This is a genomic window from Pseudomonas sp. FG43 (assembly GCF_057809175.1).
This window is the reverse complement of record NZ_JBMDJL010000008.1, coordinates 147,121-167,844: the sequence shown is the minus strand read 5'-3', so window position 1 is coordinate 167,844 and position 20,724 is coordinate 147,121. Positions and strand designations below refer to the sequence as shown.

The window sequence follows — 20,724 nt, the reverse complement described above, 5'->3', positions numbered from 1 at the left end:
AACTCTGAGTCCTGCGCTTAAGAAGTGGTAAATGCGCTCTACTGCAGCCGCATACGCTTGATATCGCGCTGAGGAGGTTCACCAAACAGGCGACTGTATTCGCGGCTGAATTGAGAGGAGCTTTCATAACCGACAAGTCCACCGGCGCTGCTGGCATCCACATTCTGGCTCAACATCATTTGTCGTGCTGCCTGAAGCCTGAGCTGCTTCTGATACTGCAATGGGCTCATGCCCGTAACCGCCCGAAAATGCTGACGGAAAGTGGAAGGGCTCATATGGGCACTCACTGCCAGCTCATCGACCTTGAGGTGTTGCCGGAAGTTCAGCTTCAGCCAGGACAAGCATCTGGCAATGTGTTGACTGGGTGAGCCGGCACTTACGATATGAAGCAATTGAAGGCTATGAGGGCCGTTCAACAGGCGCACGACTATTTCCTCGACAATGAGCGGCGCGAGAGCGTTTATCAAACACGGATCGTCCAGCAAGGCGATCAGACGCTCCAGCGCATCCAGTATGTGAGTATCCAGCGCGTGAACGGTGACGGGACGAAACCCCTCATCTTTCATTCGTTGAGATAACTTCAATCACTCTGCTACCTGCACAACCATTGTGCTGTCCAGCGCCAGAATCATCCCGATGAAAGGTTGGGACGCACTGGCACGGGTGACATTTGCGATGACGGGAATGTCGACGCTTGTCACCATCGACTGACCGGGGCCATAGGCCAGAACCTCTTCTCCCACCATGACTTGCTTCCCGCCCTGCAGCGTCAAGCCAAGCCCTAACGCATAGATGCAGTGCAGTGGCTCTGTTACAGCGTTACGACGATGAAAGCTGAGCCCTGGAATCGCGCTGTAGTGGTCACCTTCCTGTCGAAGAACTTGTCCCACTCGCTCAGCCAGGCGGGCACTACCAGTGACAGTGCAAATATCTTTGAAAGCTGAATTCATGATTTTCCCCGATGCGCCACTAGAGTACGTTTTTGCTGATCCCATTACTCACCCGAACGATATCGGACATGACCGCCAGCGCGATCTCGGCAGGTGTCTTGCTGCCCAGATTCAACCCGATGGGTGCATGGATGCGGTTGATACCCTCATCGTCCAGCCCTCCAATGCGCCTCACGCGCTCAAGACGTTTTTCGCTGGTTCGCCGCGAACCCATTGCCCCGATGTAAAATGCAGGCGTCCTTACTGCCTCCATCAGCGTCAGGTCATCCAGACGAGGATCGTGGGTCAACGCGACGACAGCCGTTGATGCGTGACAGCCGCCTTGAGCGATGTAGGTCGCTGGCAGCATTTCAAACAGTGCGACACCTGGCATCCGGAAAGTCGATATCACTTCGGCACGCGGATCACACACGATGACCTCGTAGCCCAACGCAACCGCGAAACTGGCACAAAACTCAGCCACGGGTGACAAACCTGCGATCAAAAGCCGTCGAACGGCCCCGACCCTCAACCGCACTTGCCCAGGCTCAACGGTGACCGGCGCGCACTCCATGTCAGCGTTTTCCATGTAGGCATCGCGCGTCCCCAGAATGACACGACGCACGATTAACTGACGTCCATGCAGAGCCTGTTCAAGCCTCGCGAAATACTCACGCCTGGAGCAGTCAGCCTCGAAATACTCAACGAGAACATCAAGCACGCCGCCACACGGCAACTGCAGGTTTGGAGTAAACCCGCCCTCCCCGTATCGAATGATCTGGCTGTGAGGCTCGAACTCGTGGCGACCCAGTCGCTCCAGAAAGTCTTCCTCCACACACCCGCCTGACAGTGAACCGCAGGACCCTCCTTGCGCCAGCGCCACAAGCATGGCGCCCGGCCCACGAGGCGCAGACCCAAACGTTGAGAGGACAGTACACAGCCACACACCCTGGCCTTGCTCCAGCCAAGTCGATGCCTGTTGAACAACCTGAAGATCTAGACTGTTCATGGATCAGGCGAGCAGCTTATCAAGGGTAAAAGGGAGATCACGAATGCGCTTTCCGGTTGCGTGATACACCGCGTTGCCAATGGCAGCAGCTACTCCCACGATCCCAAGCTCACCCACGGCCTTGCCGCCCAGGGCACTTGCCTGCAGATCAGGTATGCCGACATCGATAGTGATGATTTCAGGCATGTCGGCATTCACGGGAACAACGTAGTCAGCAAGGCTTGCGTTGACAATGCGGCCGTCTCGGCGATCAATGTGGCCCTCTTCAAAAAGGGCCTGCCCGATTCCCATGATCATCCCGCCCATCCACTGACTCTCCGCCAGCTTAGGGTTGTACACCCTGCCACTGTCGAACGCTGCCACCATGCGCTTGACCTTGACCGTACCGAAGTCTTCGTCCACTCGAACCTCGACGAAATGGACACCCCAGCTGTGAGCGGACACCCCGCCATGAGTCGCAGGCAGCATTTGGCTGAAACCGTGGGCGGCAGCATCACGATCGGCCTCGGTGGCACCTGCCTTGAAGGTGTCGGTTGATATCTCGAATCGCTCTTTGCCAATCGCTTTCAGCAGGTCACCCAACGCGATACCGTCGCCTGGTCTCTGTGAAGGTTTGATGCGCCCGTTCTTGAATACCAGGTTTGAGATATCCATCCCGTGCAGAGGCGATTTCGGGTCAGTTGTAGCGACTCGCAGCATCTCGTTACGAGCGACTTTCGCCGCTTTGTAAACAGCGCCTGTCAGGTTATTGGCAAGCTGCGAACCACCCGCGACCGAAGCCCGTGGCAAATCAGTATCGCCGAGGCTGACCTTGACCGCGCTGGTCGGTACATCGAGTACTTCGGCGGCTGTTTGCGCCAGAATCGTGTAGGTGCCCGTCCCCAGATCGGTACCGCCGCTCAGGACCTCTATCCGGCCATCGCGATGGATGATGATCTTCGCTTCCCCAGGCGTTCGCCACACAGGGTAGGTTCCTGCGGCCATGCCCCAGCCAATCAGCTCGCGACCTTCACGCATCGAGCGTGGCTTCGGGTTACGGTTGGCCCAACCGAATGCGTTTGCACCGGCTGCGTATCCTTCTCTAAGACGCCGTGTCGTCCAGGGAACATTGGCTCTGGGATCCTTGGACGCCCAGTTACGCAGCCTCAGTTCGATCGGATCAAGACCCAGTTCAACGGCCAGCTCATCCATGGCAGTTTCAAGCGCATAGGTGCTGATGTTTTCGCCAGGTGCACGCATCCAGCCAGGATTGACAGTGTTTACAGGGATGATGCTGTGCCGGGCGAGCATATTGGGAGTGGCATACATCAGTGCGGTCACCGATGTGCTGGGCTCCAGGTGCGTGTCATCAATGGCTGTTTCATTCCAGCCTTCATGCACGACCGAAACCAGCGTGCCTTGCGGGGTGGCTCCCAACGCCAGCTTTTGACTCGTCCGGGGTCGGCCACCAAAGCTTGTAAACGTTTGAGGGCGCGTCAACGAAACTTTCAGGGGGCGACCTAATACCTTTGACGCGGCACAGGTCATGGCGACATGAGGATGGGGCGCAACCTTGCAACCGAACCCGCCCCCCACAAAAGGTGAAACGACTCGCACCTTGGCCATCTCAAGCCCCATCCACTGGGCAATGACATTACGCGCGCCGCCTACCCACTGGCTCGACTCATAAACCGTGAGTTTATCGGCGTCCCAGTGAGCAATGCAGGCATGGGGCTCCATCGGAACGTTGTACTCGCGTGGCGTGGTGTAGACACCTTCCACCTTGACCGCCGCTGCTGTGAGGGCAGCAGGCGCGTCTCCCCACTTGGCTTGCAGGTCATCGATAGGCTGGGGTTTCGCACGCGCATCATCCGGGTCGATGATGGCTGTCGTTTGCTCGTAAGTGACCTTGACCAGATTCGCAGCTTCAGTCGCTTGCTCGAACGTGTGCGCCACCACCAGAGCAATATGCTGGCCATTCCAGCGCACCAGATCATCCTGCAGGGGCGTGAAGTTTTCAGTGGCAGAGCCACCTTTGATGAATGGGGTGGCTGGCTGAATGGCGAGCGGGTTTAGATGCGTATAAATGGCAATCACCCCCGGCGCATTTTCAGCCCTGCTGACATCAATTGCAGTGATGCGGCCTGCGGGAATGGTCGATTGCACTGCAACGCCGTAAAGCATTCCTTCGATGGCCTGTTCAATGGCATAACGGGCCTCCCCTCTTACCTTGAGGCCGCCGTCTTGCCGAGATGCACGCTCACCCAGCGAACCATTTCGCTCCTTCTCCATCAGCGGCGCTGCCTCACCCGTCAGAGGGTTGAGCGCAAGGCCGGTATACGCGACAGCTGAGCCCGCAGCAGCGGTCTTGAGCAGTGTCCGGCGATAAACCCTGGGGTTGAAGAGATCGCTCATACCAGACCTCCAACGGTCATCAGTGCTCGCGCAACGACGCGAGGTGCCAGAACTATCTTGAAGCCATTGTGCTCACGGGCCTGAGCGCCGTTGACGGAGTGTCGGACGGCCTCACGAATCACTTTTTCGGTGAATGATTTACCCACCAAAGCCTGCTCTACAGCACGTGAACGCCAAGGCTTGGTACCGACCCCGCCCATAGCAATGCGGACATCCTTGATGGTTTTGCCATCGTCCTCGAACTCGACCCCGACAGCAGCGCTTGCAGCAGCGAACTCATAGGAGGCGCGATCACGCACTTTCAGGTAATGGGAGCGTTTGAGGGCGGCGACCACAGGCACCTCAATGCCGATAATCATCTCGCCGCCTGAAAGGTCGTGCTCAATGTCCGGGCGTGCGCCAGGTAACCGGTAGAAGTCTTCGGCAAGCACCTGACGGTCACTTGCACCCCGAATCAAAACCTTGGCATCAAATGCAACCAACGCCACTGCAAAGTCGCCAGGATAGATGGCAATACATCCATCACTTGTTCCCAGCACGGCATGGTTGCGATTGAACCCGTTCAGCGCCGCGCATCCAGAACCTGGATTACGTTTATTGCATTCAGGATAAGCACTGGGGTCACGAAAATAAGTGCATCGCGTGCGCTGCATCAGATTGCCGCCAATCGTGGCCATATTCCGCAGCTGAGGGGAAGCAGCGCGCCAGAGAGCCTCGCTGAGTACAGGTGCCTGAGCCTGAATGTGAGGATTGGCGGCAACATGACTCATCTTCGCCAAAGCCCCGATACTGATCTGCCGGGCGCCGACACTAATGCCATTCAGGCCGTCCAGATGACCGATATCAACCAGCCGGGCAGGACGCTCCACGCCGCACTTCATCAGATCGAGTAGTGTTGTCCCTCCGGCCAGAAAACGGGTTTCCGGCAAGACGACTTCTTGCCTCGCATTGGCGACATCACTGGCACGAATATAGTCAAACGCTCTCATGCCTTTTCCCCCTGCAAGCGGGCAGCCGCAGTGCGTACTGCAGTGACGATATGTGGGTAGGCTCCGCACCGGCAAATGTTGCCGCTCATGTATTCGCGGATCTCGTCATCCGACCCTGTATGCCCCTCGCGGATGCAGGCCACTGCGGACATGATCTGTCCCGGCGTGCAGTAGCCACACTGAAACGCATCAAACTCAACGAAAGCAGCCTGCACGGCATGCAGCGTGCCGTCCGCCTTGACCAAGCCTTCAATGGTCGTCACATCACGACCCGCGACCTGAGCCGCAAGCGTCAGACAACTCAAAACCCGCTCACCCTCGACATGAACCGTACAAGCACCACACTGACCCTGGTCGCAACCCTTCTTGGTACCAGGAAGGAATGCATGCTCGCGAAGCGCATCCAGCAACGTCGTGCGAGGGTCAAGCTCAAAGGCTTGAGGTGCTCCGTTGATGGTGAGCTGAAGTCTGTTGCGGTCTGCCATGATGGCCTCTCCAATAATGTCCGAAAGCGCTACACCCACTCATCAGGCGCCATTCTGCGATCAAGTATGGTTGGCCAGCCCCAGGCAGATTTGCCGGAAAAAATGTGTTTATTGCCCAATCCAATTAATTGCTAGAGACCCAGGCTGCTCGTAACAATACATTTCAAGAAAAATGACTGCCCGAAATGATGGGTTCAGCATTTAGAAGTAGCGCCTTAGAAGACATCAGGATGCCTTGGGAGAGATTTTTACCGTTGCGCCTTTCGCTTGATCGCTGATCATGTCAGCGAGATAAGGGCTGCTGCTGTATTTGGCGCGATAGGCCTGATCAATTCGCTCATTGATAGCACCGTCAACGCCTTCAAAACTTACATCGCGGGTCATTCCAGCCGCGATGATGCGCCCGGCCTTTTCACGAATGGCAGCCTTGTACCAGGAAGATGCCTTGCCGTGGTACGCACGCACATAGAGGTTGCCATCCACTTCCACGCACCATATCCAGGTGGGCGTTCCGTAAGTCACGCCATCCTCGCGAAATGGAGAAATCTTGAGGTCATCTGCCTTGATGATGCGATTGAGTTCGTCGCCAGACCAGGCGCTCAAGTAGGACGTCGTAGCGTTGTCCGGTGCTGCCGGACCAGATATGGCTTCAGCACCATCGGCAGCGCTCAGACTGGAAAATACAAGCGCACCCGCAATGAGTAATGAGGCGCTGGCTTCTTTGATGTATGAAACAGACTTGCTCATCTAATGATTCTCCGGGTTTGAGATACAGCCTATAAATCAGGCACAAGACAAATGACTCATTTATCGAGAGCGTCCTGCCCATTCATTCAGGCAGGAGCGCTCGGCAGAATCATTCAGCCCCAGTTCTGCAGCCAGTAAGCGTAGGGTGTCGGCAACACTGAAGCCGGATCAGGAATACCCAACGCACGTGCTGCCTGGAATGGCCAGTGAGGATTTGCCAACAGCGTCCGTGCAAAGAACACAAGATCCAGGGAGCCGGAACGAATGAATCCATCCGCCTCATGGGCGTCGGTAATCATCCAGCTCGTACCGACGGGCAGGTCCGTCTCGGCACGCACACGCTCGGCAAACGGCACCATGAAGTTGGGACCCCATGGCACTGGCTCGCCAGGCACAGCCAGGGAAAGCGAGCAGTCCACAAAATCCACGCCGCCTTCCTGCAACCATTGGAGAACCTGAATCGACTCTGCCATTGATGCTTCGAGGTCTTCCCCAAAGTCGACCGTTCCGAAACGGACCGTCAGCGGAAGATTTGATGGCCAGGCCTGCTTGACCGCCGCGACAATTTCGAGCAGGAAACGCGCTCGATCGGGCAACGATCCGCCGTATTCGTCAGTGCGAACATTTGTCTTGGGAGACAGGAAGCTTTGGCCGAGAAAACCGTGTGCAAAGTGCAATTCCAGCCACTCGAAACCGGCACGGTGAGCACGCGCAGCGGCGGACGCAAAATCTTCTTGTATGCTTTGAATTCCTTCGACCGTCAGCTCGTCAGGGAGGTAAGAGGAGTCAGGGACGTAAGGAAGAGCACTCGATGACACAGGCTGCCAGTGCTGCGGGTCTGACGCTTCAAGTGGATGCCCTCCTACCCAGGGTGGCGTACATCCAGCCTTGCGCCCTGCGTGACCCAGTTGAATACCGGGCACTGCTCCGGCGTTCTTGATTAACAAGGCAACTTCCGCAAAACCGGTAACGTGATCGTCACTCCAGATCCCCGCATCGCACGGTGTGATACGGCCCTCAGGATTGACTGAAGTCGCTTCAACCACGACCAGACCGGCTCCGCCTTTTGCCAATGCCTCGTAGTGGGTCCTGTGCCAGCCATTCAACGCCCCTTCTACGGCCTGGTACTGACACATGGGTGATGCCACGATGCGGTTGCGTAGTGTGACGTCCTTCAATGTATAAGGTGAAAATAACGAGCTCATGAGTTAATCCGCTTATTGATCAGAATGAGCAAATTATGGCCATGAAGGTGTATTCATTATTTGCCTGATAGAAGCGAAAGACTGCACAAAATGATGCGCTTTCAGATGGGCAATACTCCTCTGCCTCTTGGCGTATATCAGCCGGGTTTTAAATGCACACCTCGAGCATCTATTCCCGCGCTACAACTTATAAAAAATATAGTCGGGCGAATCTCCACTATCGACGTGAGCCCCACGCTTGATAAGTGTTTCTCGCAAATTCTCGTTCTCAATATGCACCCGCCAATGCACTTCGCCCGGCTTGCTCTGCCCCAGGTCAAATCGCTCAATAGCAGTCTTCAACTCATCCCCGAGAGGCAGATAAACCGCCAGCGCGTCTTCCTTCCAGGCAGCAACGGTCATTCCCATCGATTCGCAAATAGCCACTTTTGCCCCGACATCATTCCTGTCAGAGCGCCTGGACTCATTGATCTGATCGAGCACCACAGGATCAGTAACGCGATCAGAAAAAATGACTTCTCCGGTTTCCCATACCTCGGGGGGGCAAATCTTCTTGGCGGGATCCAAGGCAATAAAGGGTGATATTTCCAACGGATAAATTCGGCAAACCAACGGGCGCTCTTCATAAATACCGCAACGATTCTGGTCATCCAGATTAGGGCATTGAGTGAGTGCATTACCTGCAAGAATCGGGGTCACATTAATCTGATGACTACCGCTTTCAACCGGAACTGAACGACCCGCATTATGGTTGAATCTGTCGGACTCACCAGGCCAGTGAAACTCGTCAAAAGCCTCCAGTAGCACCGCGACCTCATGCCCTCTTTCCAGCCAGCGCCTGGCCTCACCCAGCGTGAGAGGAACCAGACGGCCCTTGCAACACACGCCACATGTATTGCAGGCAAAGCGTACTTCATTATTCCCCATACATTTACTCGCCCGACGACGCGATAAAGCGTCCAAACACCTTGATTGACGTTTGGCGGAGTATGTATGAACTGCCTGATCACACTGTTGCCCATTTCGCGGCAATACTTGCTCGTTCCAATTACTTACAATTAGTTACAACGTATGCAATACGCGAAGTTTTCCTGCGTCACTCTGCTATTCGTCGTTTTAGGCAATATTTCAAACGAAGTCTGCAACCCTTCAACGCTGCCTTGGCGAGAGAATAAGTATGAAACGAGGGGATGTCTCAGACCTGAAGCCTGACGATCCCTTACCCTGAAGGCGAGGAAAATCAAATGACGCAGAAAAGTGTATGGCTCATCACCGGTGCCAGCAGAGGCCTGGGCGTTCACCTGGCCAAGTTTGCATTGGCGGCAGGATACGCGGTGGTTGCTACCGGGCGTGACGCTGAAAAGGTAGAAACTGCAGTGGGAAGCCACCCGGATTTGCTCACGGTGAAACTGGATATCACCCAACCTGAAGATGCACAAGCAGCCGTCGCGCTGGCCATTGAAAAGTTCGGCAAGATCGATGTACTCATCAATAACGCGGGTAACTTTTACGCTGGATTTTTCGAGGAGCTTACCCAAGAGCACGTTCGCAGTCAGATCGAAACATTGTTGTTCGGACCGATGAACGTTACTCGCGCGGTCCTCCCTGTACTGCGTAAACAACGCTCTGGCACCGTCGTGACTATTTCTTCAACCGCAGGAATTGTCGGGGGGACGTTCTGCAGTGCCTATGCCGCCGGTAAGTTCGCCGTGGAGGGATGGATGGAATCTCTGGCATCGGAGGTTGATCAGTTTGGAATCAAGACAATGCTCGTGGAGCCTGGTTTTTTCCGGACAGAACTACTGACCAGAGACTCGACGACATTTGTCGAGCCCACTATTGAGGACTATGCGGAAAAAACACGTGAAACGGTCACTGTGTTGAGTGGCATGAGCGGTAAGCAAGTGGGAGATCCAGCAAAACTCGCGCTGGCTATTGTCACCCTTGCCGGCAGTGCAACCCCACCTTCTCGTTTCGTGGGCGGTACAGATGCATTGGAAGCTTTTGAGGCCAAAGCCAGACTCATGCTCGAACAGGCCAATGCACATCGTACGCTGTCATCCTCTCTGGCGCATGACGATTAGTGGCCGGGAAACCAGGTGATCCTGCGAAAAAAAGCCTCAGTCATCGCTACGTGATTGCTCTGGCATTAGTCGCAGTTGTCGTGAGCCTGAGTGCTTTCACCGCTATGGCGGTGAAGGATCAAACCTATGTGGGAAGCCCTGGATTCAAGGCCACTGCCGACGTACCCCATGAGTATGTTGTTGTGTACTACTCCCGTTCCGGGCATTCGGAAGCCGTCGCGCACGAAGTGGCAACGCGGCTCAATACGCCAATCGCCAGGATCAACGCGAATTACCCATTGAGCTTTCAGGGACAACGCAAAGCGATAGCAGACGCCGAGGCTGAGGCTTTTCCTGAAATCGAAGTTGAAGCGGTTGATATTCAGTCTGCAAAACGCATTTATCTGGTGTCGCCTACCTGGATGTTCCGTCCTGCACCACCGCTGTGGACTTTTGTCAGGGATAGAGATCTTTCTGGAAAGGAAGTGGTGTTGATCATGACCGGCAACAGCCGATTCAAGTCGGAAGAAATCGATAAGTTTTCACAACTGATTGAATCGCGTGGCGGTCACCTCCTTTATCAGGAGTTCATCAGGCGTGGTCGGTTTTTCTGGCAAATGAGCCGAGCCGAACTGCTTGATTCTGTTCAGAACCTCCTGGAGAAAAAGTATTGATATCTCACGCTATAACCACGGCAGGCGCTGAATCGTAACGAAATGCCCAAGCATCGGGTTCTCGAATTCTATGAGGTTTACTTTTGAAAGCTATCGCGATCAATCAGCATGGCGACTGCCATGTCTTTATTGAAATAGACACCACTGACCCCGTCGCCCGTCCCGGTCACGTCATCATTGATATTCGCGCGACCAGCGTGAATCCAGTGGATACGAAAATTCGCCGAGGCAGCGAGGGCACGGATGGCCTCACGTTCCCTGCCACTCTCCACATCGATGTTTCCGGAGTGATCAGTTCAGTCGGTGACGGGGTGACCCGCTTCAAACCTGGCGATGAAGTCTACGGGTGCTTCGGCGGTATCGTCGGCATTCCAGGTGCCTTGGCCGATCAGATGGAGGCAGACGCAAACATGCTCGCTCTCAAACCTGAATCGTTGTCCTTTGGAGAGGCCGCGAGCTTGCCACTGGTGGCCATTACCGCATGGGAAGCGCTAATCGACAGAGCCTCGATCAAACCCAACGATAACGTTCTGGTCCACGGAGGTACCGGCGGGGTCGGTCATATCGCCGTTCAGTTGGCGAAGGTCATGGGGGCGCGGGTATCAACAACGGTTTCGACGCCTGAAAAAGCGGAAACAGCCCGCCGCCTGGGTGCCGATGAAGTGATTTTCTATCGCAGCGAGCAGCCGCAGGAATACAGTCAGCGAATTACCCAGGGCAAAGGTTTTGATACGGTCTTCGACACCCTGGGAGGCGAAGTCTTACAAAACTCGCTGAAAGCAGCAAAACGCAAAGGGCATGTCGTATCGATCATTGGTTACGACACTTACGACCTTACCGACATGCATTTCAAGGCTCTGCGACTCGACTTTGTATTCATGGCCATCTCCATCATTCATGACGAAGACAGAAAACATCATGGCGACATCCTGGAGCGTCTGGCTGCACTGGTTGATCGAGGCCTGATTCAACCCTTGATCGACAGCCGTCATGAATTTACGGCATCAGGAGTCAGCGCTGCGCATGCGCGTCTTGAGTCAGGTCATGCCATCGGAAAGATTGTCATCGAGCGACAGAGCGTATAAACGATACCTTCTGTGTCACTCAAATGAATTGCCAAGGATTAGCCATGAGCACCACTGAATTAGAAAACACACAGGTTCATATCATCGCGACCCTGAAGGCGATTGCCGGTGAAGAATCCCGATTGGCTGAAATGCTGAGTGTGCTTGTCTCTGCGTCCCGGGCAGAGCCGGGCTGTATTCATTATGTGCTGCACGTCGATACAGAGCACTCTGGAACGTTCGTCATTTATGAGGCCTGGTCTAGTCAGGCCGCCCTTGATGAACACACGACCACAGCACACTTTCTGTCATTTGTTTCGGCAGCAGAATCGCTGTGTTCCAAACCCACTCACCTCCAGACGTTGAAGCTGATCCGGTAACCACTCCTTGTATCGATGCCCTTGGCAGGTTTACCAATCGGGAAGGAGGGCTTATCGGCTCAGGTCATAGGCCCTCCACTTTCAACGATCCAGCGGATGCAGTAAGTTATCGGGGCATATTCAAAGCAATAACCCGGCAAACTGCCATGGCGCCATCTTCGTCACCATGATCATCACAATAACGAACATGCCCGCAAACCCGAGCACGCCCATCCAGAACCACTTCCGGTAAATCGACCGATACTCCGCCCCCAATTCTGCACCCGAATCAACCGCGGCCAGAGCCATCGTCTGCAATTGCTTTTGCAGGACCAGCACCGGCAGCCAGAGTGAGCCGACACACAGGAAAATCACCAGCGAGGTCAGTACCCATTCCGTGGTCAGTGGCAGGCCGGTGAGCCGGGTCAGCAGGTAACCGGTGATGATCTGCACAAAACCCGCCGGGGTGGTAATCCAGGTGTCGAAGCGCACCACCATTCTGGCGACATGGGCGATGACGTGCGGGTTGGCGGTGCGGCTGGCGGCGATCAGGTACAGGTAAGACCCCATGCCGAAACCAAACAGGAAAATCGCCGCGATGACGTGGGTGTATTTCAGGAGAAGATAAGTCATCGGTCAGCGCTACTTGTCAGAAAACTGCACAGACATGTGGATATTCAACGGCTCGTTGATCGCTGCCAGGTACTCGTCAACGGTGATCTCTCCCACGCAGGCTCGTGCACCGGGTTCAGGCTTGTAACCGCGATTGACCTTTTCCATCAGGGCGACGGCTGCACAACTGGGGATTTCCGGCCCCTTGTCATTGGAGGCCGTCAATTGCACTGTCATCAAGAGCGGCCTGGCGTCATGGTCACGACCGTGAACATCGATGAACATCGCACTTTTTCCGTCACCAAAACGCTCAAACCACGTCCCCCAGCGATGCAGCCTCGCAGCCCACACAGGAACAGAACGGATCAACCCCGCTTTCACTGCCAGAGCCAGCAAATAGTTGGCGACACCTCCGAGTTTCAAGCCCGACCCGGCCTTGAAGCTCAGGTTCCTGGCGCCATAGCGCCCGGCAAAGATATCCATGTCGGGGACATCGACATTGGCCAGGAGCCGGGTGCCCATCATCGGCATCTTGCGCAAGGTCAGCCCCTGCCAACCCGGCACCGCATACACCTGCCCTTCCTTGAGCTGGCTGATCGGCTTGCCGGCGTATGCCAGCACACCTTCTATGGTCGACAGGCCCGGCATTTTCGCTGACGAAGAAATGCCATGGTTGATGGTGTCGATACGGGTAAAGCGATGGCGATGTTGATCGATAATGGCCGAAGACAACGAAGGCACCGAGCTGCAACCACTGAAGATCGCCACGCCCGCCGCCCTGGCGCGCGCATCGAGCGCTGCAATGCCGTTGACGAAATGACGGCAATCAGACAAATCGCAGTAATTGACGCCCGCCTCGATGCAGGATTCGGCAATGGCATAGGATTGCCCCTGAAACGGACCAGCCGTGTGAATCACCCACTGAATGCCCATTTGCACCAGTGCCGGCTTCAGGTCAGCGCCCATGGCATTGCCGCACCAGCTTTGCACGGTCTTGCCAGACTGCCGCCCAAGTGCCTCGACCTTGCCAGACAGCTTTTGCGCATCACGCCCTGTAATCACCAGCTCGATATCGGGTACAGCGGCCAGATGGCGGCAAATGATACTGCCGAAGTTTCCATAGCCACCGACCACCATCACTCTGAGCGTCATGCGCAACTTCCCGATATCCATTGATTGATGCGGCGGCAGCTTCGCTGATATTCCACAGGCGTTCAAGCTGAGAGGATCGTCGCTTGATCCCTTTCGCGGGCGAAGGGCATAGGGAAATTTCAGATCCAACGTATAGCCAAAGGCTTACACGACCCGAGGACAATTCGCTCTTTTTACCCTTCAACAAGGCTCGTAATATTGGATCCAACAACTGGTGAACAAGGAGTTCGCCAGGATCAAGGATGATCGACCATCGCCGGGAAGGCAGCCGACAGGGAGTTGGAATGGTCTTGGGAAAAACCCGCTTCGGCGGGTTTTTATTTGCCTGCAGAAAAGTGAAAGCAGGTTTTTCGGTAAGCGCTCACCACAGCCCCCCCCCTCAAAGCGAGATCCCTCGAGGCAGGATTATACAATCCTGTGCATAGAGGCTTGCAGCATCTTGCGATGCGGCAGAACATGCTCACGCATAGAATAAGCCGACTCCAACACAATACGAAAACATCAAGTTATCGATCTGGCTGCCCGTGCCAGAAAACCGATGCGCCATCGTTTTGGCCTGCATGTCGTTTCCCTGCGGCCATAAACATTAACTTCATATAAGCCACCCACCCTATCTTTAGACAGAGAAGCCGTACTATGAACTTGTTAAAATCCACGTTACTCATGTTTTCCATATTGATTCTGACCGCATGTTCAACAAAATCTCCTGCTATTAAAAGTGGTGAATCCGTCGTTCACCTACAAGCACGGATTGGCAATGAAATGACCGCCAGACGTCTGGATCAGCAGCGCCCACAAAGCCTGACACAGTTCCAGGTATCGGAAGGGAAGCACGAACTGGAGCTGGGCCTTGTACAGATCGGCTACCAACAGAGTCATCGCCGCTGCCTGGCCACACTCGCTTATGACAACTTCATGGCTGACCAACATTATACGTTGGTTGAAAAGAACGCAGGCCCGGATCTACAAATAGCGCTTATTGACAACAATGGAAAAACGCTGGCTAAAACAGAAAAGATAGCGTGCCTGTAATCAATTAAAACCTTTGACTTACAAGGCTTATCCTTTCTATTTTGCACACGCAACAATAGAACCTGCCTTGCCTCTTGATACTCTGTTCATAGTCTGGAATACAGCCGTCACGGCCAGATGGATCAGCGCGCAGGCAGCCTGCGTCCGAAATGGATCAGGGAAATTTCACGCCACGCATAGCCAAAGGCTTACACAACCCGAGGACGATTCGCTCTTTCTACCCTTCGCCAGGCCTCGTAAGATTGGATCCAACAACTGGTGAACAAGGAGTTCGCCAGGATCAAGGACGATCGACCATGGCCCGGAGGGCTGCCGACAGGGAGTTGGAATGGTCTTTGGAAAAACCCGCTTCGGCGGGTTTTTATTTGCCTGTAGAAAAGCTTCGGGCATGCGTTCAATGGTGTGCGCTGAAAATCTCGAGCGAGATCCTGGCGACAGCAGGCCAGTACGAGCCCAACCATATCTCCCTGGCGCTATGAATATTGCCTGCCTGGGCGCGCCTTCACAGGGAGTCGCCAGCAGATGAAACGTTCGCGTCTTGAACGGGTTCAGCAGCCAGCTTCAGTCGGTCAGCTTTACAGATGTATTTCGGCTTGCTTTTCGGTGCCAATTTGGCACTGGCCTTTTTGGCGTGAGCCTTCAATAGCTGCTGTATTTTCTTACGACGGTTCATGTTTTCCACTCAATCTGTGAACTAGCGAATGATATCAGCTTGAGTATGGGGACAATACCGTCACCCCTTGCTCGCCCCAGAGAGCCCGGACTCGCGCACGAGCCTGTTTTTAACGCAGCATCACCGAGCGCAGTCACTTTTCGTACAAAGCCTGGTCCTGCCCGATCACTTACAAGTACAGGCCTTCCACAGACTTAACCTGCTGGCCTGAGTACAAATTCAGTTATCTCGGAAGGGACACCCAGCCGAACAGGGAACCCCATCCATAATCCTGTGCCATTGCTCACGTACAACTTCATCCGGCCCACGTCATAGCCGCGGGATACATACCCTTCGTTGGCACCGGCAACGACTTGATCAAACCCCACGATCATGCCCCCATGCGTATGACCGGACAGTTGCACCTGAACGCCTGCTTCAGCATTTTTCATTGCCCCTTCGGGCCTGTGACTGAGCAGAATCGTTGGTGCGCCGGCCGGGGCTCCGGCCAGTGCCCGGGCCAGATCCGGGCCTGCAAATCCGTATTTCGGGGCGACATCATCCGTGACACCTGCAATCGTGAGGGCCGCACTCCCCTGCTGAAGTACCACATGCTGGTTCTCCAGCATTTTTATCCCCATGCCCTTGAACACAGGTGCCCACGCAGAGTAATCGAAGTAATACTCGTGATTGCCGGGGATACCGATCACGCCGTATCGCGCCTGCAGGTCTGCCAAAGGTTTTACATCGTTACGTCTTGCCTGCGTATAGCCGTCGATAAGGTCGCCGGAGATCAGCACAAGGTCAGGTGAAAGTTCGTTGGTTCGATCGACCACTGCGCGGGCCCAGCGCTCAGGAAACAGCCGACTGATATGAAGGTCGCTGAGCTGTACGAAACGGAATCCATTGAACTCCGGGGGCAGGTTATCAATGGCCAGTTCAACCCTGCGAACCTCCGGGACCCTGGTCGCCTGCTGGACCCCCACTGCCGCCAGACCTAATGCCACCACGACCGAGCCGGCCCGCAACCTGGGGGCTATCCGCGTGAATACTGGCCGACGCCCGGATACTATCAGAGCAAGGCCCGCCACATCGCTGATCAACGTGAACACCGTGAGCAACACAAAGGCGCAGAACAGCCAGCCCAGGATAAGTACGACCCCAAAAGGTAACTCTGGCGACCACATGTCTCCATAGATCAACAAGGACCCATAGTGATACTTGGAAATGATCAGCAGACCGATGGCTATCAACAAGCGTGCGAACTTTGAAATCTTCAGCGGATAAACACACCGCGCCAGGACATAGAGGCAAGCAATAGTGAGATACGTATGAAACACGGCTTCAACCTTGAAATAAAATACAAAGCAGCCGCTTTGGGCGGCTACTTGTCAAACATACCGTCGAGTGCCACGGCAGAGAAACGTGCTCCACACCCGGTACTGTCTCGAAAGACCTGATCGATCCAACACAACAACCCTAGCGTGAAACCGGGGTCAACTGCGTCATGGGCGGCAACGAACTCCGATACCCCTCTTTGTCACTGAGCAGCAGCCGTGCCTGGGTTCCCCAACCGCCGATAAAGACATCGTCCTTGCCATCACCGTCCAGATCACCGCGCCCCATGCTCCAGCTACGCCCTACAGTGATGCCGGGTACGACATCGGCGGTGACATCCTTGAAATGGCCTTGACCATCGTTCTGCCACGCACGCAACTGGAGCGGAACGAACCCCGGGATCTGAATTGCACCGACGAGCAGATCGGGGTGCCCGTCGCCGTTGAAATCCACAACTGTCCCGGCCCAGCTTGAAAACGTGTGCGCGGGGAACCGCTGCGCTGTTTCATCCAGGAAACGCCCCTTGCCATCGTTCACCAGAATCCGGGTTTGAGGATCCTTGTCCCACCCAAAGTTATTGCTGGTGATATTGAAAAATACGATATCCAGATGGCCGTCGCGGTTCATGTCGGCAACGTGTACTTCCCGGGTTTCCATCGGTACGCGCAGGTCGAGTCGGTCGGAAGCATCCTTGAAATGCCCTTTCCCGTCGCTCAGCAAGAGCCGGTTCGGTAACGCCGGGCTTGCCAGCACCATATCGAGATCCCCGTCACCGTCCATGTCAGCCAAAACCACCCCTTCGGTTTGATCGTTGGTCTTTGGCAGATGGGTTTGCGTGGCATTGATGAAATGGCCAGGTCGCTTGGGGTCGTTCAGAAATAGCAGGTTTCGTGCTGGAACAATCTTCGCGTCGGGCGCGTAATCCGTTTCGCCTGTGCTGCCAATCAGGATGTCGGGCAGGTTGTCTCCATTGACATCACCCAACGCCAGGGCATTGCCTTGGCTGGTTTCAGGCAAACGATCACTGGCGTCGGTAAATCCGCCTTTCCCGTCACCCAGAAAAAGCTGATGCACCTCATCGGCTTCAGCCACGAATACCACGTCCATGTTGCCATCAGCATTCAAATCAGCGGCCCGGACATGCTCGCTGTCATGCACCACCGTTCCAAAGGCGCCCGGTTTAACGGTCAATCGGCCATGACCGTCATTGAGATAAAGGCGATTCACACCATGCTCGACGGATACCACCACATCCAGATCGCCGTCCTTGTCGACATCGATGAACACCGAGTCAGTTGCATGGAGACTCGGCGCGACAGGCACGTGGGTGGCGGTCGCGTCTGCGAAGACGCTTGAAGGTCGTTCAGGGATGATGTCAAAAGCATCTGCAACGGTGGTGGAAGATGCGGCATGGACACCCGCCGAGATGACCGAGAGGAACCCTGAGGTCACCCAGCCCATTCGTCCGTAGAAGCTGCTTTTCATGAAATCTCCTTTCAGTCATTCGAGCGCTCGGCGCGGTGCTATAGCGCCGATTATTGACCGGGAAGATCCGAAAGATTAAGTAGGCAATATCGAATGGGTATATGACGCAACGTCATATATAAACCGGAGATAGGCAGTGAAACGGGGAGCCTATAAGATCCTGAAGGCGTATCGGCGCACAGTTCATGACAAGGGTGACTAAATGTTTCAGGAAGAGATGGGCAGCCTGATGGCTTTTGTGGCCGTTGCCGAAGAATGCAGCTTCACCCGCGCTGCGGGCCGTCTCGGAACATCCCAATCGGCGCTGAGCCATAAGATCCGCAGGCTGGAGGCGCGGCTAGGCGTGCGTCTTCTCACCCGCACCACCCGCAGCGTGTCCCCCACCGATGCCGGGGAACGGCTGCTTGAAACACTCAAGCCCGCGCTTGCCGACATCACGGCTCAGTTGGAAAGCCTGACCGATGTGCGTGACAAACCTGCCGGGACCATCCGCATCACGACAGCAGATCACGTGGCCGAGACCATCCTGTGGCCTGCGCTGAATCGCCTGCTTCCCAAATACCCTGACATCGAAGTCGAGGTCACTGTCGATAACGGCTTCGTCGATATCGTTGCCGAGCGCTATGACGCAGGCATTCGCCTGGGTGAGAACGTGAGCAAGGACATGATCGCCATACCTATTGGCCCCATGGAACGCTGCGTCATCGTGGGTTCACCGGCATATCTGGCCAGGCATCCAGTCCCGACTCATCCAGAGCAACTCGCCAATCATCAATGCATCAATCGCAGGTTTCCGACACTGGGTGGAATGTCCGCGTGGCAGTTCGAGAAAGAGGGTCGGCAGACCCAGGTTCGCGTCTCGGGACAAGTTGCATTCAACCGCCCCGAGATGATCCTGGAAGCGGCGCTTGCCGGATTCGGGCTCGCGTCTCTACTCGACTCCCAAGTGATACGCCATGTCGAAGCCGGACGCCTTGTGAGAGTGCTGGACGACTGGTGCCCTGAGTTTGCGGGTTACTACCTCTACTATCCTAGCCGTCGGCAGAATACTCCCGCCTTTCAACTGCTGGTCGACGCCCTGCGCTACCGGAAGGATTAACCAGCAATGACAAGGCGTTAGAGGCAGCCAATGCAGGGCTCACCCTTTCTTGAACACCCTGCCTTTTATTCTCGCGGCCATCAGTGGGAGATTTTTACCTCGACGTATAGCCAAAGGCTTACACGAGCCGAGGACAATTCGCTCTTTTTGCCCTTCGCCAAGGCCCGTAAGATTGGATCCAACAACTGGTGAACAAGGAGTTCGCCAGGATCAAGGATGATCGACCATCGCCGGGAAGGCAGCCGACAGGGAGTTGGAATGGTCTTGGGAAAAACCCGCTTCGGCGGGTTTTTATTTGCCTGTAGAAAATGGCCGGTAGCCGATCAATAAGGTCATGAATCACTTTGTGGGAGCCAGCTTGCTGGCGACTTCACGTACAGACGCAGAATATCTGGCGGTTTTCAGGCCTTTTTCGCCAGCAAGCTGCCTCCTACAAGTTTGTGTGTGCCTTGATTAATCAGTATTACGCCTAAGCTGGCACCAGCGTCTCCAGCAACCACGCCCCTGCCGGTCCCAGGCCTCGCTGGCGCGACCAGATCACATCCACTGCCGAGCTGCGCGGCCAGCCAGGAACCTTGAGTTCCTTCAAGCGCCCACCGGCATAGCCCGACACCAGCCAGCGCGGCAGTGCCGACCAGCCAAAGCCGAAGGCGGCCATGTCCATCAACAACAGGTAATTGGGCGCTGACCAGTTGCGATAGCCACTGGTGGGTAAATCGTCGGTGGGAATGCTGTGCTCGATCAGGGTATTGAGGCGCAACGCCCGGTATTGGGACAGCTGCTGATAACTCACCTGCTCCAGTGCGGCCAGCGGATGTTTGTGCGCCACGAACAGGCCGAAATCCGCGCACTCGGCAATGGTTGCATGACCGACTTCCGGCGGATAACTCGCTTGTGCCGATAACAGACCCAATGACGCCCTCCCCGACTGGATCAGGTTGATCGCGTCGCCATGCTCGGCAAACACGCACTCCAGCTCAAGTTCGGGAAAGCGCTGGTCCAGTTCCGTCATGCGCGCCTCGAATTCGGAAAACTGGTTGGCATCGGACAGCACCAGAGTCAGGCGCGGTTCGGCACCTTGCGCCAGGCGCCCGGCGGTGCGGCGCAGGCGATCCGAAGCACTGAGCACATCCTCGACTCGCCCCAGCATGGCCTTGCCCGCTTCGGTCAGGACCGGCTGGCGGGCAGAACGGTCAAACAACTCCACCCCCAGATCGATTTCCAGCCGGGCAATGGCTTCGCTGATGGTGGACTGGCTCTTGCCCAGACGACGGGCAGCGGCGCTGAAAGAACCCAGTTCGACGATCTGCGCAAAGGCTTCTAGGGCTTCGGGTGAAAAACTCATGGACGACCTGCTATCGGTTTTTCCGATGGAAACGATTTTCACTTTAGCCCAATGACCGATGAGAATGCACTCTACCGCAACACAAAAGGTC

Annotated in this window: 19 protein-coding genes and 1 pseudogene; 6 read left to right on the top strand and 14 right to left on the bottom strand. The window is 55.4% G+C overall.

Annotated features, from left to right (window positions below; translation table 11 throughout):
• Positions 1-38: 38 nt before the first annotated feature.
• The 8 genes and pseudogenes from ACODS3_RS12150 to ACODS3_RS12115 all read right to left on the bottom strand — a co-directional run bounded on the left by ACODS3_RS12150 (position 39) and on the right by ACODS3_RS12115 (position 8,685).
• Positions 39-950, bottom strand: a pseudogene (locus tag ACODS3_RS12150) (AraC family transcriptional regulator).
• Between the two features lie 19 nt (positions 951-969).
• Positions 970-1,938 carry an XdhC family protein gene (locus ACODS3_RS12145; RefSeq protein ID WP_201004592.1) on the bottom strand — a complete coding sequence of 323 codons (969 nt, stop codon included), beginning with the start codon at positions 1,936-1,938 and terminating at the stop codon, positions 970-972.
• Between the two features lie 3 nt (positions 1,939-1,941).
• The gene (locus tag ACODS3_RS12140; protein WP_489034431.1) at positions 1,942-4,332 is read right to left on the bottom strand and encodes a xanthine dehydrogenase family protein molybdopterin-binding subunit; all 2,391 of its coding nucleotides are present in this window, start codon (positions 4,330-4,332) and stop codon (positions 1,942-1,944) included.
• Positions 4,329-5,321 (bottom strand): FAD binding domain-containing protein, encoded by a 993-nt coding sequence (locus tag ACODS3_RS12135; protein WP_201004596.1) that lies wholly within the window; start codon positions 5,319-5,321, stop codon positions 4,329-4,331. The genes ACODS3_RS12140 and ACODS3_RS12135 overlap by 4 nt, the downstream gene beginning before the upstream one ends.
• Positions 5,318-5,806 carry a (2Fe-2S)-binding protein gene (locus tag ACODS3_RS12130; protein ID WP_201004598.1) on the bottom strand — a complete coding sequence of 163 codons (489 nt, stop codon included), beginning with the start codon at positions 5,804-5,806 and terminating at the stop codon, positions 5,318-5,320. The genes ACODS3_RS12135 and ACODS3_RS12130 overlap by 4 nt, the downstream gene beginning before the upstream one ends.
• 225 nt (positions 5,807-6,031) lie before the next feature.
• A complete protein-coding gene (locus ACODS3_RS12125; RefSeq protein WP_304574319.1) occupies positions 6,032-6,553 on the bottom strand; it encodes a DUF2255 family protein in 522 nt (173 codons plus the stop codon).
• Positions 6,554-6,666: 113 nt separating this feature from the next.
• Positions 6,667-7,758 (bottom strand): NADH:flavin oxidoreductase/NADH oxidase, encoded by a 1,092-nt coding sequence (locus ACODS3_RS12120; RefSeq protein WP_489034428.1) that lies wholly within the window; start codon positions 7,756-7,758, stop codon positions 6,667-6,669.
• A 180-nt stretch (positions 7,759-7,938) separates the two neighbouring features.
• A complete protein-coding gene (locus ACODS3_RS12115) occupies positions 7,939-8,685 on the bottom strand; it encodes a YkgJ family cysteine cluster protein (protein WP_489034426.1) in 747 nt (248 codons plus the stop codon).
• Between the two features lie 317 nt (positions 8,686-9,002).
• Here ACODS3_RS12115 and ACODS3_RS12110 point away from each other — a divergent pair, with 317 nt between their 5' ends.
• The 4 genes from ACODS3_RS12110 (at position 9,003) to ACODS3_RS12095 (ending at position 11,939) form a co-directional block, all read left to right on the top strand.
• Complete coding sequence (locus ACODS3_RS12110; RefSeq protein ID WP_304574321.1) at positions 9,003-9,842, top strand: SDR family oxidoreductase; 840 nt, start codon at positions 9,003-9,005, stop codon at positions 9,840-9,842.
• The gene (locus tag ACODS3_RS12105) at positions 9,842-10,495 is read left to right on the top strand and encodes a flavodoxin family protein (protein ID WP_201004606.1); all 654 of its coding nucleotides are present in this window, start codon (positions 9,842-9,844) and stop codon (positions 10,493-10,495) included. The genes ACODS3_RS12110 and ACODS3_RS12105 overlap by 1 nt, the downstream gene beginning before the upstream one ends.
• Before the next feature lie 83 nt (positions 10,496-10,578).
• Positions 10,579-11,580 carry a zinc-dependent alcohol dehydrogenase family protein gene (locus ACODS3_RS12100; RefSeq protein ID WP_489034423.1) on the top strand — a complete coding sequence of 334 codons (1,002 nt, stop codon included), beginning with the start codon at positions 10,579-10,581 and terminating at the stop codon, positions 11,578-11,580.
• 44 nt (positions 11,581-11,624) lie between these two features.
• Positions 11,625-11,939, top strand: coding sequence for a putative quinol monooxygenase (locus ACODS3_RS12095; protein ID WP_304574323.1), 315 nt, complete (start codon positions 11,625-11,627; stop codon positions 11,937-11,939).
• Between the two features lie 120 nt (positions 11,940-12,059).
• Here the strand turns inward: ACODS3_RS12095 and ACODS3_RS12090 are convergent, their stop codons facing one another.
• A complete protein-coding gene (locus ACODS3_RS12090) occupies positions 12,060-12,551 on the bottom strand; it encodes a DUF2269 family protein (RefSeq protein ID WP_489034421.1) in 492 nt (163 codons plus the stop codon).
• A 9-nt stretch (positions 12,552-12,560) separates the two neighbouring features.
• A complete protein-coding gene (locus ACODS3_RS12085; RefSeq protein WP_201004614.1) occupies positions 12,561-13,682 on the bottom strand; it encodes a saccharopine dehydrogenase NADP-binding domain-containing protein in 1,122 nt (373 codons plus the stop codon).
• A gap of 636 nt (positions 13,683-14,318) precedes the next feature.
• On the opposite strand from ACODS3_RS12085, the gene ACODS3_RS12080 reads away from it, so the two are divergent.
• Complete coding sequence (locus ACODS3_RS12080; RefSeq protein WP_201004615.1) at positions 14,319-14,714, top strand: PA0061/PA0062 family lipoprotein; 396 nt, start codon at positions 14,319-14,321, stop codon at positions 14,712-14,714.
• A 502-nt stretch (positions 14,715-15,216) separates the two neighbouring features.
• Here the strand turns inward: ACODS3_RS12080 and ACODS3_RS12075 are convergent.
• From ACODS3_RS12075 to ACODS3_RS12065, 3 genes are all read right to left on the bottom strand, one after another.
• Positions 15,217-15,387: a DUF2986 domain-containing protein gene (locus ACODS3_RS12075; RefSeq protein WP_489034418.1), complete on the bottom strand. Its 171-nt coding sequence runs from the start codon at positions 15,385-15,387 to the stop codon at positions 15,217-15,219.
• Between the two features lie 194 nt (positions 15,388-15,581).
• A complete protein-coding gene (locus tag ACODS3_RS12070; RefSeq protein WP_201018481.1) occupies positions 15,582-16,706 on the bottom strand; it encodes a metallophosphoesterase in 1,125 nt (374 codons plus the stop codon).
• A 139-nt stretch (positions 16,707-16,845) separates the two neighbouring features.
• Entirely contained in the window at positions 16,846-18,189 is a 1,344-nt protein-coding gene (locus ACODS3_RS12065; protein WP_489034416.1) for an FG-GAP repeat domain-containing protein, read from the bottom strand.
• A gap of 202 nt (positions 18,190-18,391) precedes the next feature.
• Between ACODS3_RS12065 and ACODS3_RS12060 the strand changes: the two genes are divergently transcribed.
• A complete protein-coding gene (locus ACODS3_RS12060; protein WP_201018479.1) occupies positions 18,392-19,288 on the top strand; it encodes a LysR family transcriptional regulator in 897 nt (298 codons plus the stop codon).
• 469 nt (positions 19,289-19,757) lie between these two features.
• Here the strand turns inward: ACODS3_RS12060 and ACODS3_RS12055 are convergent, their stop codons facing one another.
• A complete protein-coding gene (locus tag ACODS3_RS12055; protein ID WP_201018478.1) occupies positions 19,758-20,633 on the bottom strand; it encodes a LysR family transcriptional regulator in 876 nt (291 codons plus the stop codon).
• Positions 20,634-20,724 lie beyond the last annotated feature (91 nt).

Excerpts from the sequence above, each read along its gene's own strand:
- ACODS3_RS12135 (WP_201004596.1), bottom strand. The coding sequence starts at position 5,321 with ATGAGAGCGTTTGACTATATTCGTGCCAGTGATGTCGCCAATGCGAGG.
- ACODS3_RS12130 (WP_201004598.1), bottom strand. The coding sequence starts at position 5,806 with ATGGCAGACCGCAACAGACTTCAGCTCACCATCAACGGAGCACCTCAA.
- ACODS3_RS12145 (WP_201004592.1), bottom strand. The coding sequence starts at position 1,938 with ATGAACAGTCTAGATCTTCAGGTTGTTCAACAGGCATCGACTTGGCTG.
- ACODS3_RS12080 (WP_201004615.1), top strand. The coding sequence starts at position 14,319 with ATGAACTTGTTAAAATCCACGTTACTCATGTTTTCCATATTGATTCTG.
- ACODS3_RS12085 (WP_201004614.1), bottom strand. The coding sequence starts at position 13,682 with ATGACGCTCAGAGTGATGGTGGTCGGTGGCTATGGAAACTTCGGCAGT.
- ACODS3_RS12115 (WP_489034426.1), bottom strand. The coding sequence starts at position 8,685 with ATGGGGAATAATGAAGTACGCTTTGCCTGCAATACATGTGGCGTGTGT.
- ACODS3_RS12060 (WP_201018479.1), top strand. The coding sequence starts at position 18,392 with ATGTTTCAGGAAGAGATGGGCAGCCTGATGGCTTTTGTGGCCGTTGCC.
- ACODS3_RS12110 (WP_304574321.1), top strand. The coding sequence starts at position 9,003 with ATGACGCAGAAAAGTGTATGGCTCATCACCGGTGCCAGCAGAGGCCTG.
- ACODS3_RS12075 (WP_489034418.1), bottom strand. The coding sequence starts at position 15,387 with ATGAACCGTCGTAAGAAAATACAGCAGCTATTGAAGGCTCACGCCAAA.
- ACODS3_RS12055 (WP_201018478.1), bottom strand. The coding sequence starts at position 20,633 with ATGAGTTTTTCACCCGAAGCCCTAGAAGCCTTTGCGCAGATCGTCGAA.
- ACODS3_RS12095 (WP_304574323.1), top strand. The coding sequence starts at position 11,625 with ATGAGCACCACTGAATTAGAAAACACACAGGTTCATATCATCGCGACC.
- ACODS3_RS12120 (WP_489034428.1), bottom strand. The coding sequence starts at position 7,758 with ATGAGCTCGTTATTTTCACCTTATACATTGAAGGACGTCACACTACGC.
- ACODS3_RS12125 (WP_304574319.1), bottom strand. The coding sequence starts at position 6,553 with ATGAGCAAGTCTGTTTCATACATCAAAGAAGCCAGCGCCTCATTACTC.
- ACODS3_RS12065 (WP_489034416.1), bottom strand. The coding sequence starts at position 18,189 with ATGAAAAGCAGCTTCTACGGACGAATGGGCTGGGTGACCTCAGGGTTC.
- ACODS3_RS12090 (WP_489034421.1), bottom strand. The coding sequence starts at position 12,551 with ATGACTTATCTTCTCCTGAAATACACCCACGTCATCGCGGCGATTTTC.
- ACODS3_RS12140 (WP_489034431.1), bottom strand. The coding sequence starts at position 4,332 with ATGAGCGATCTCTTCAACCCCAGGGTTTATCGCCGGACACTGCTCAAG.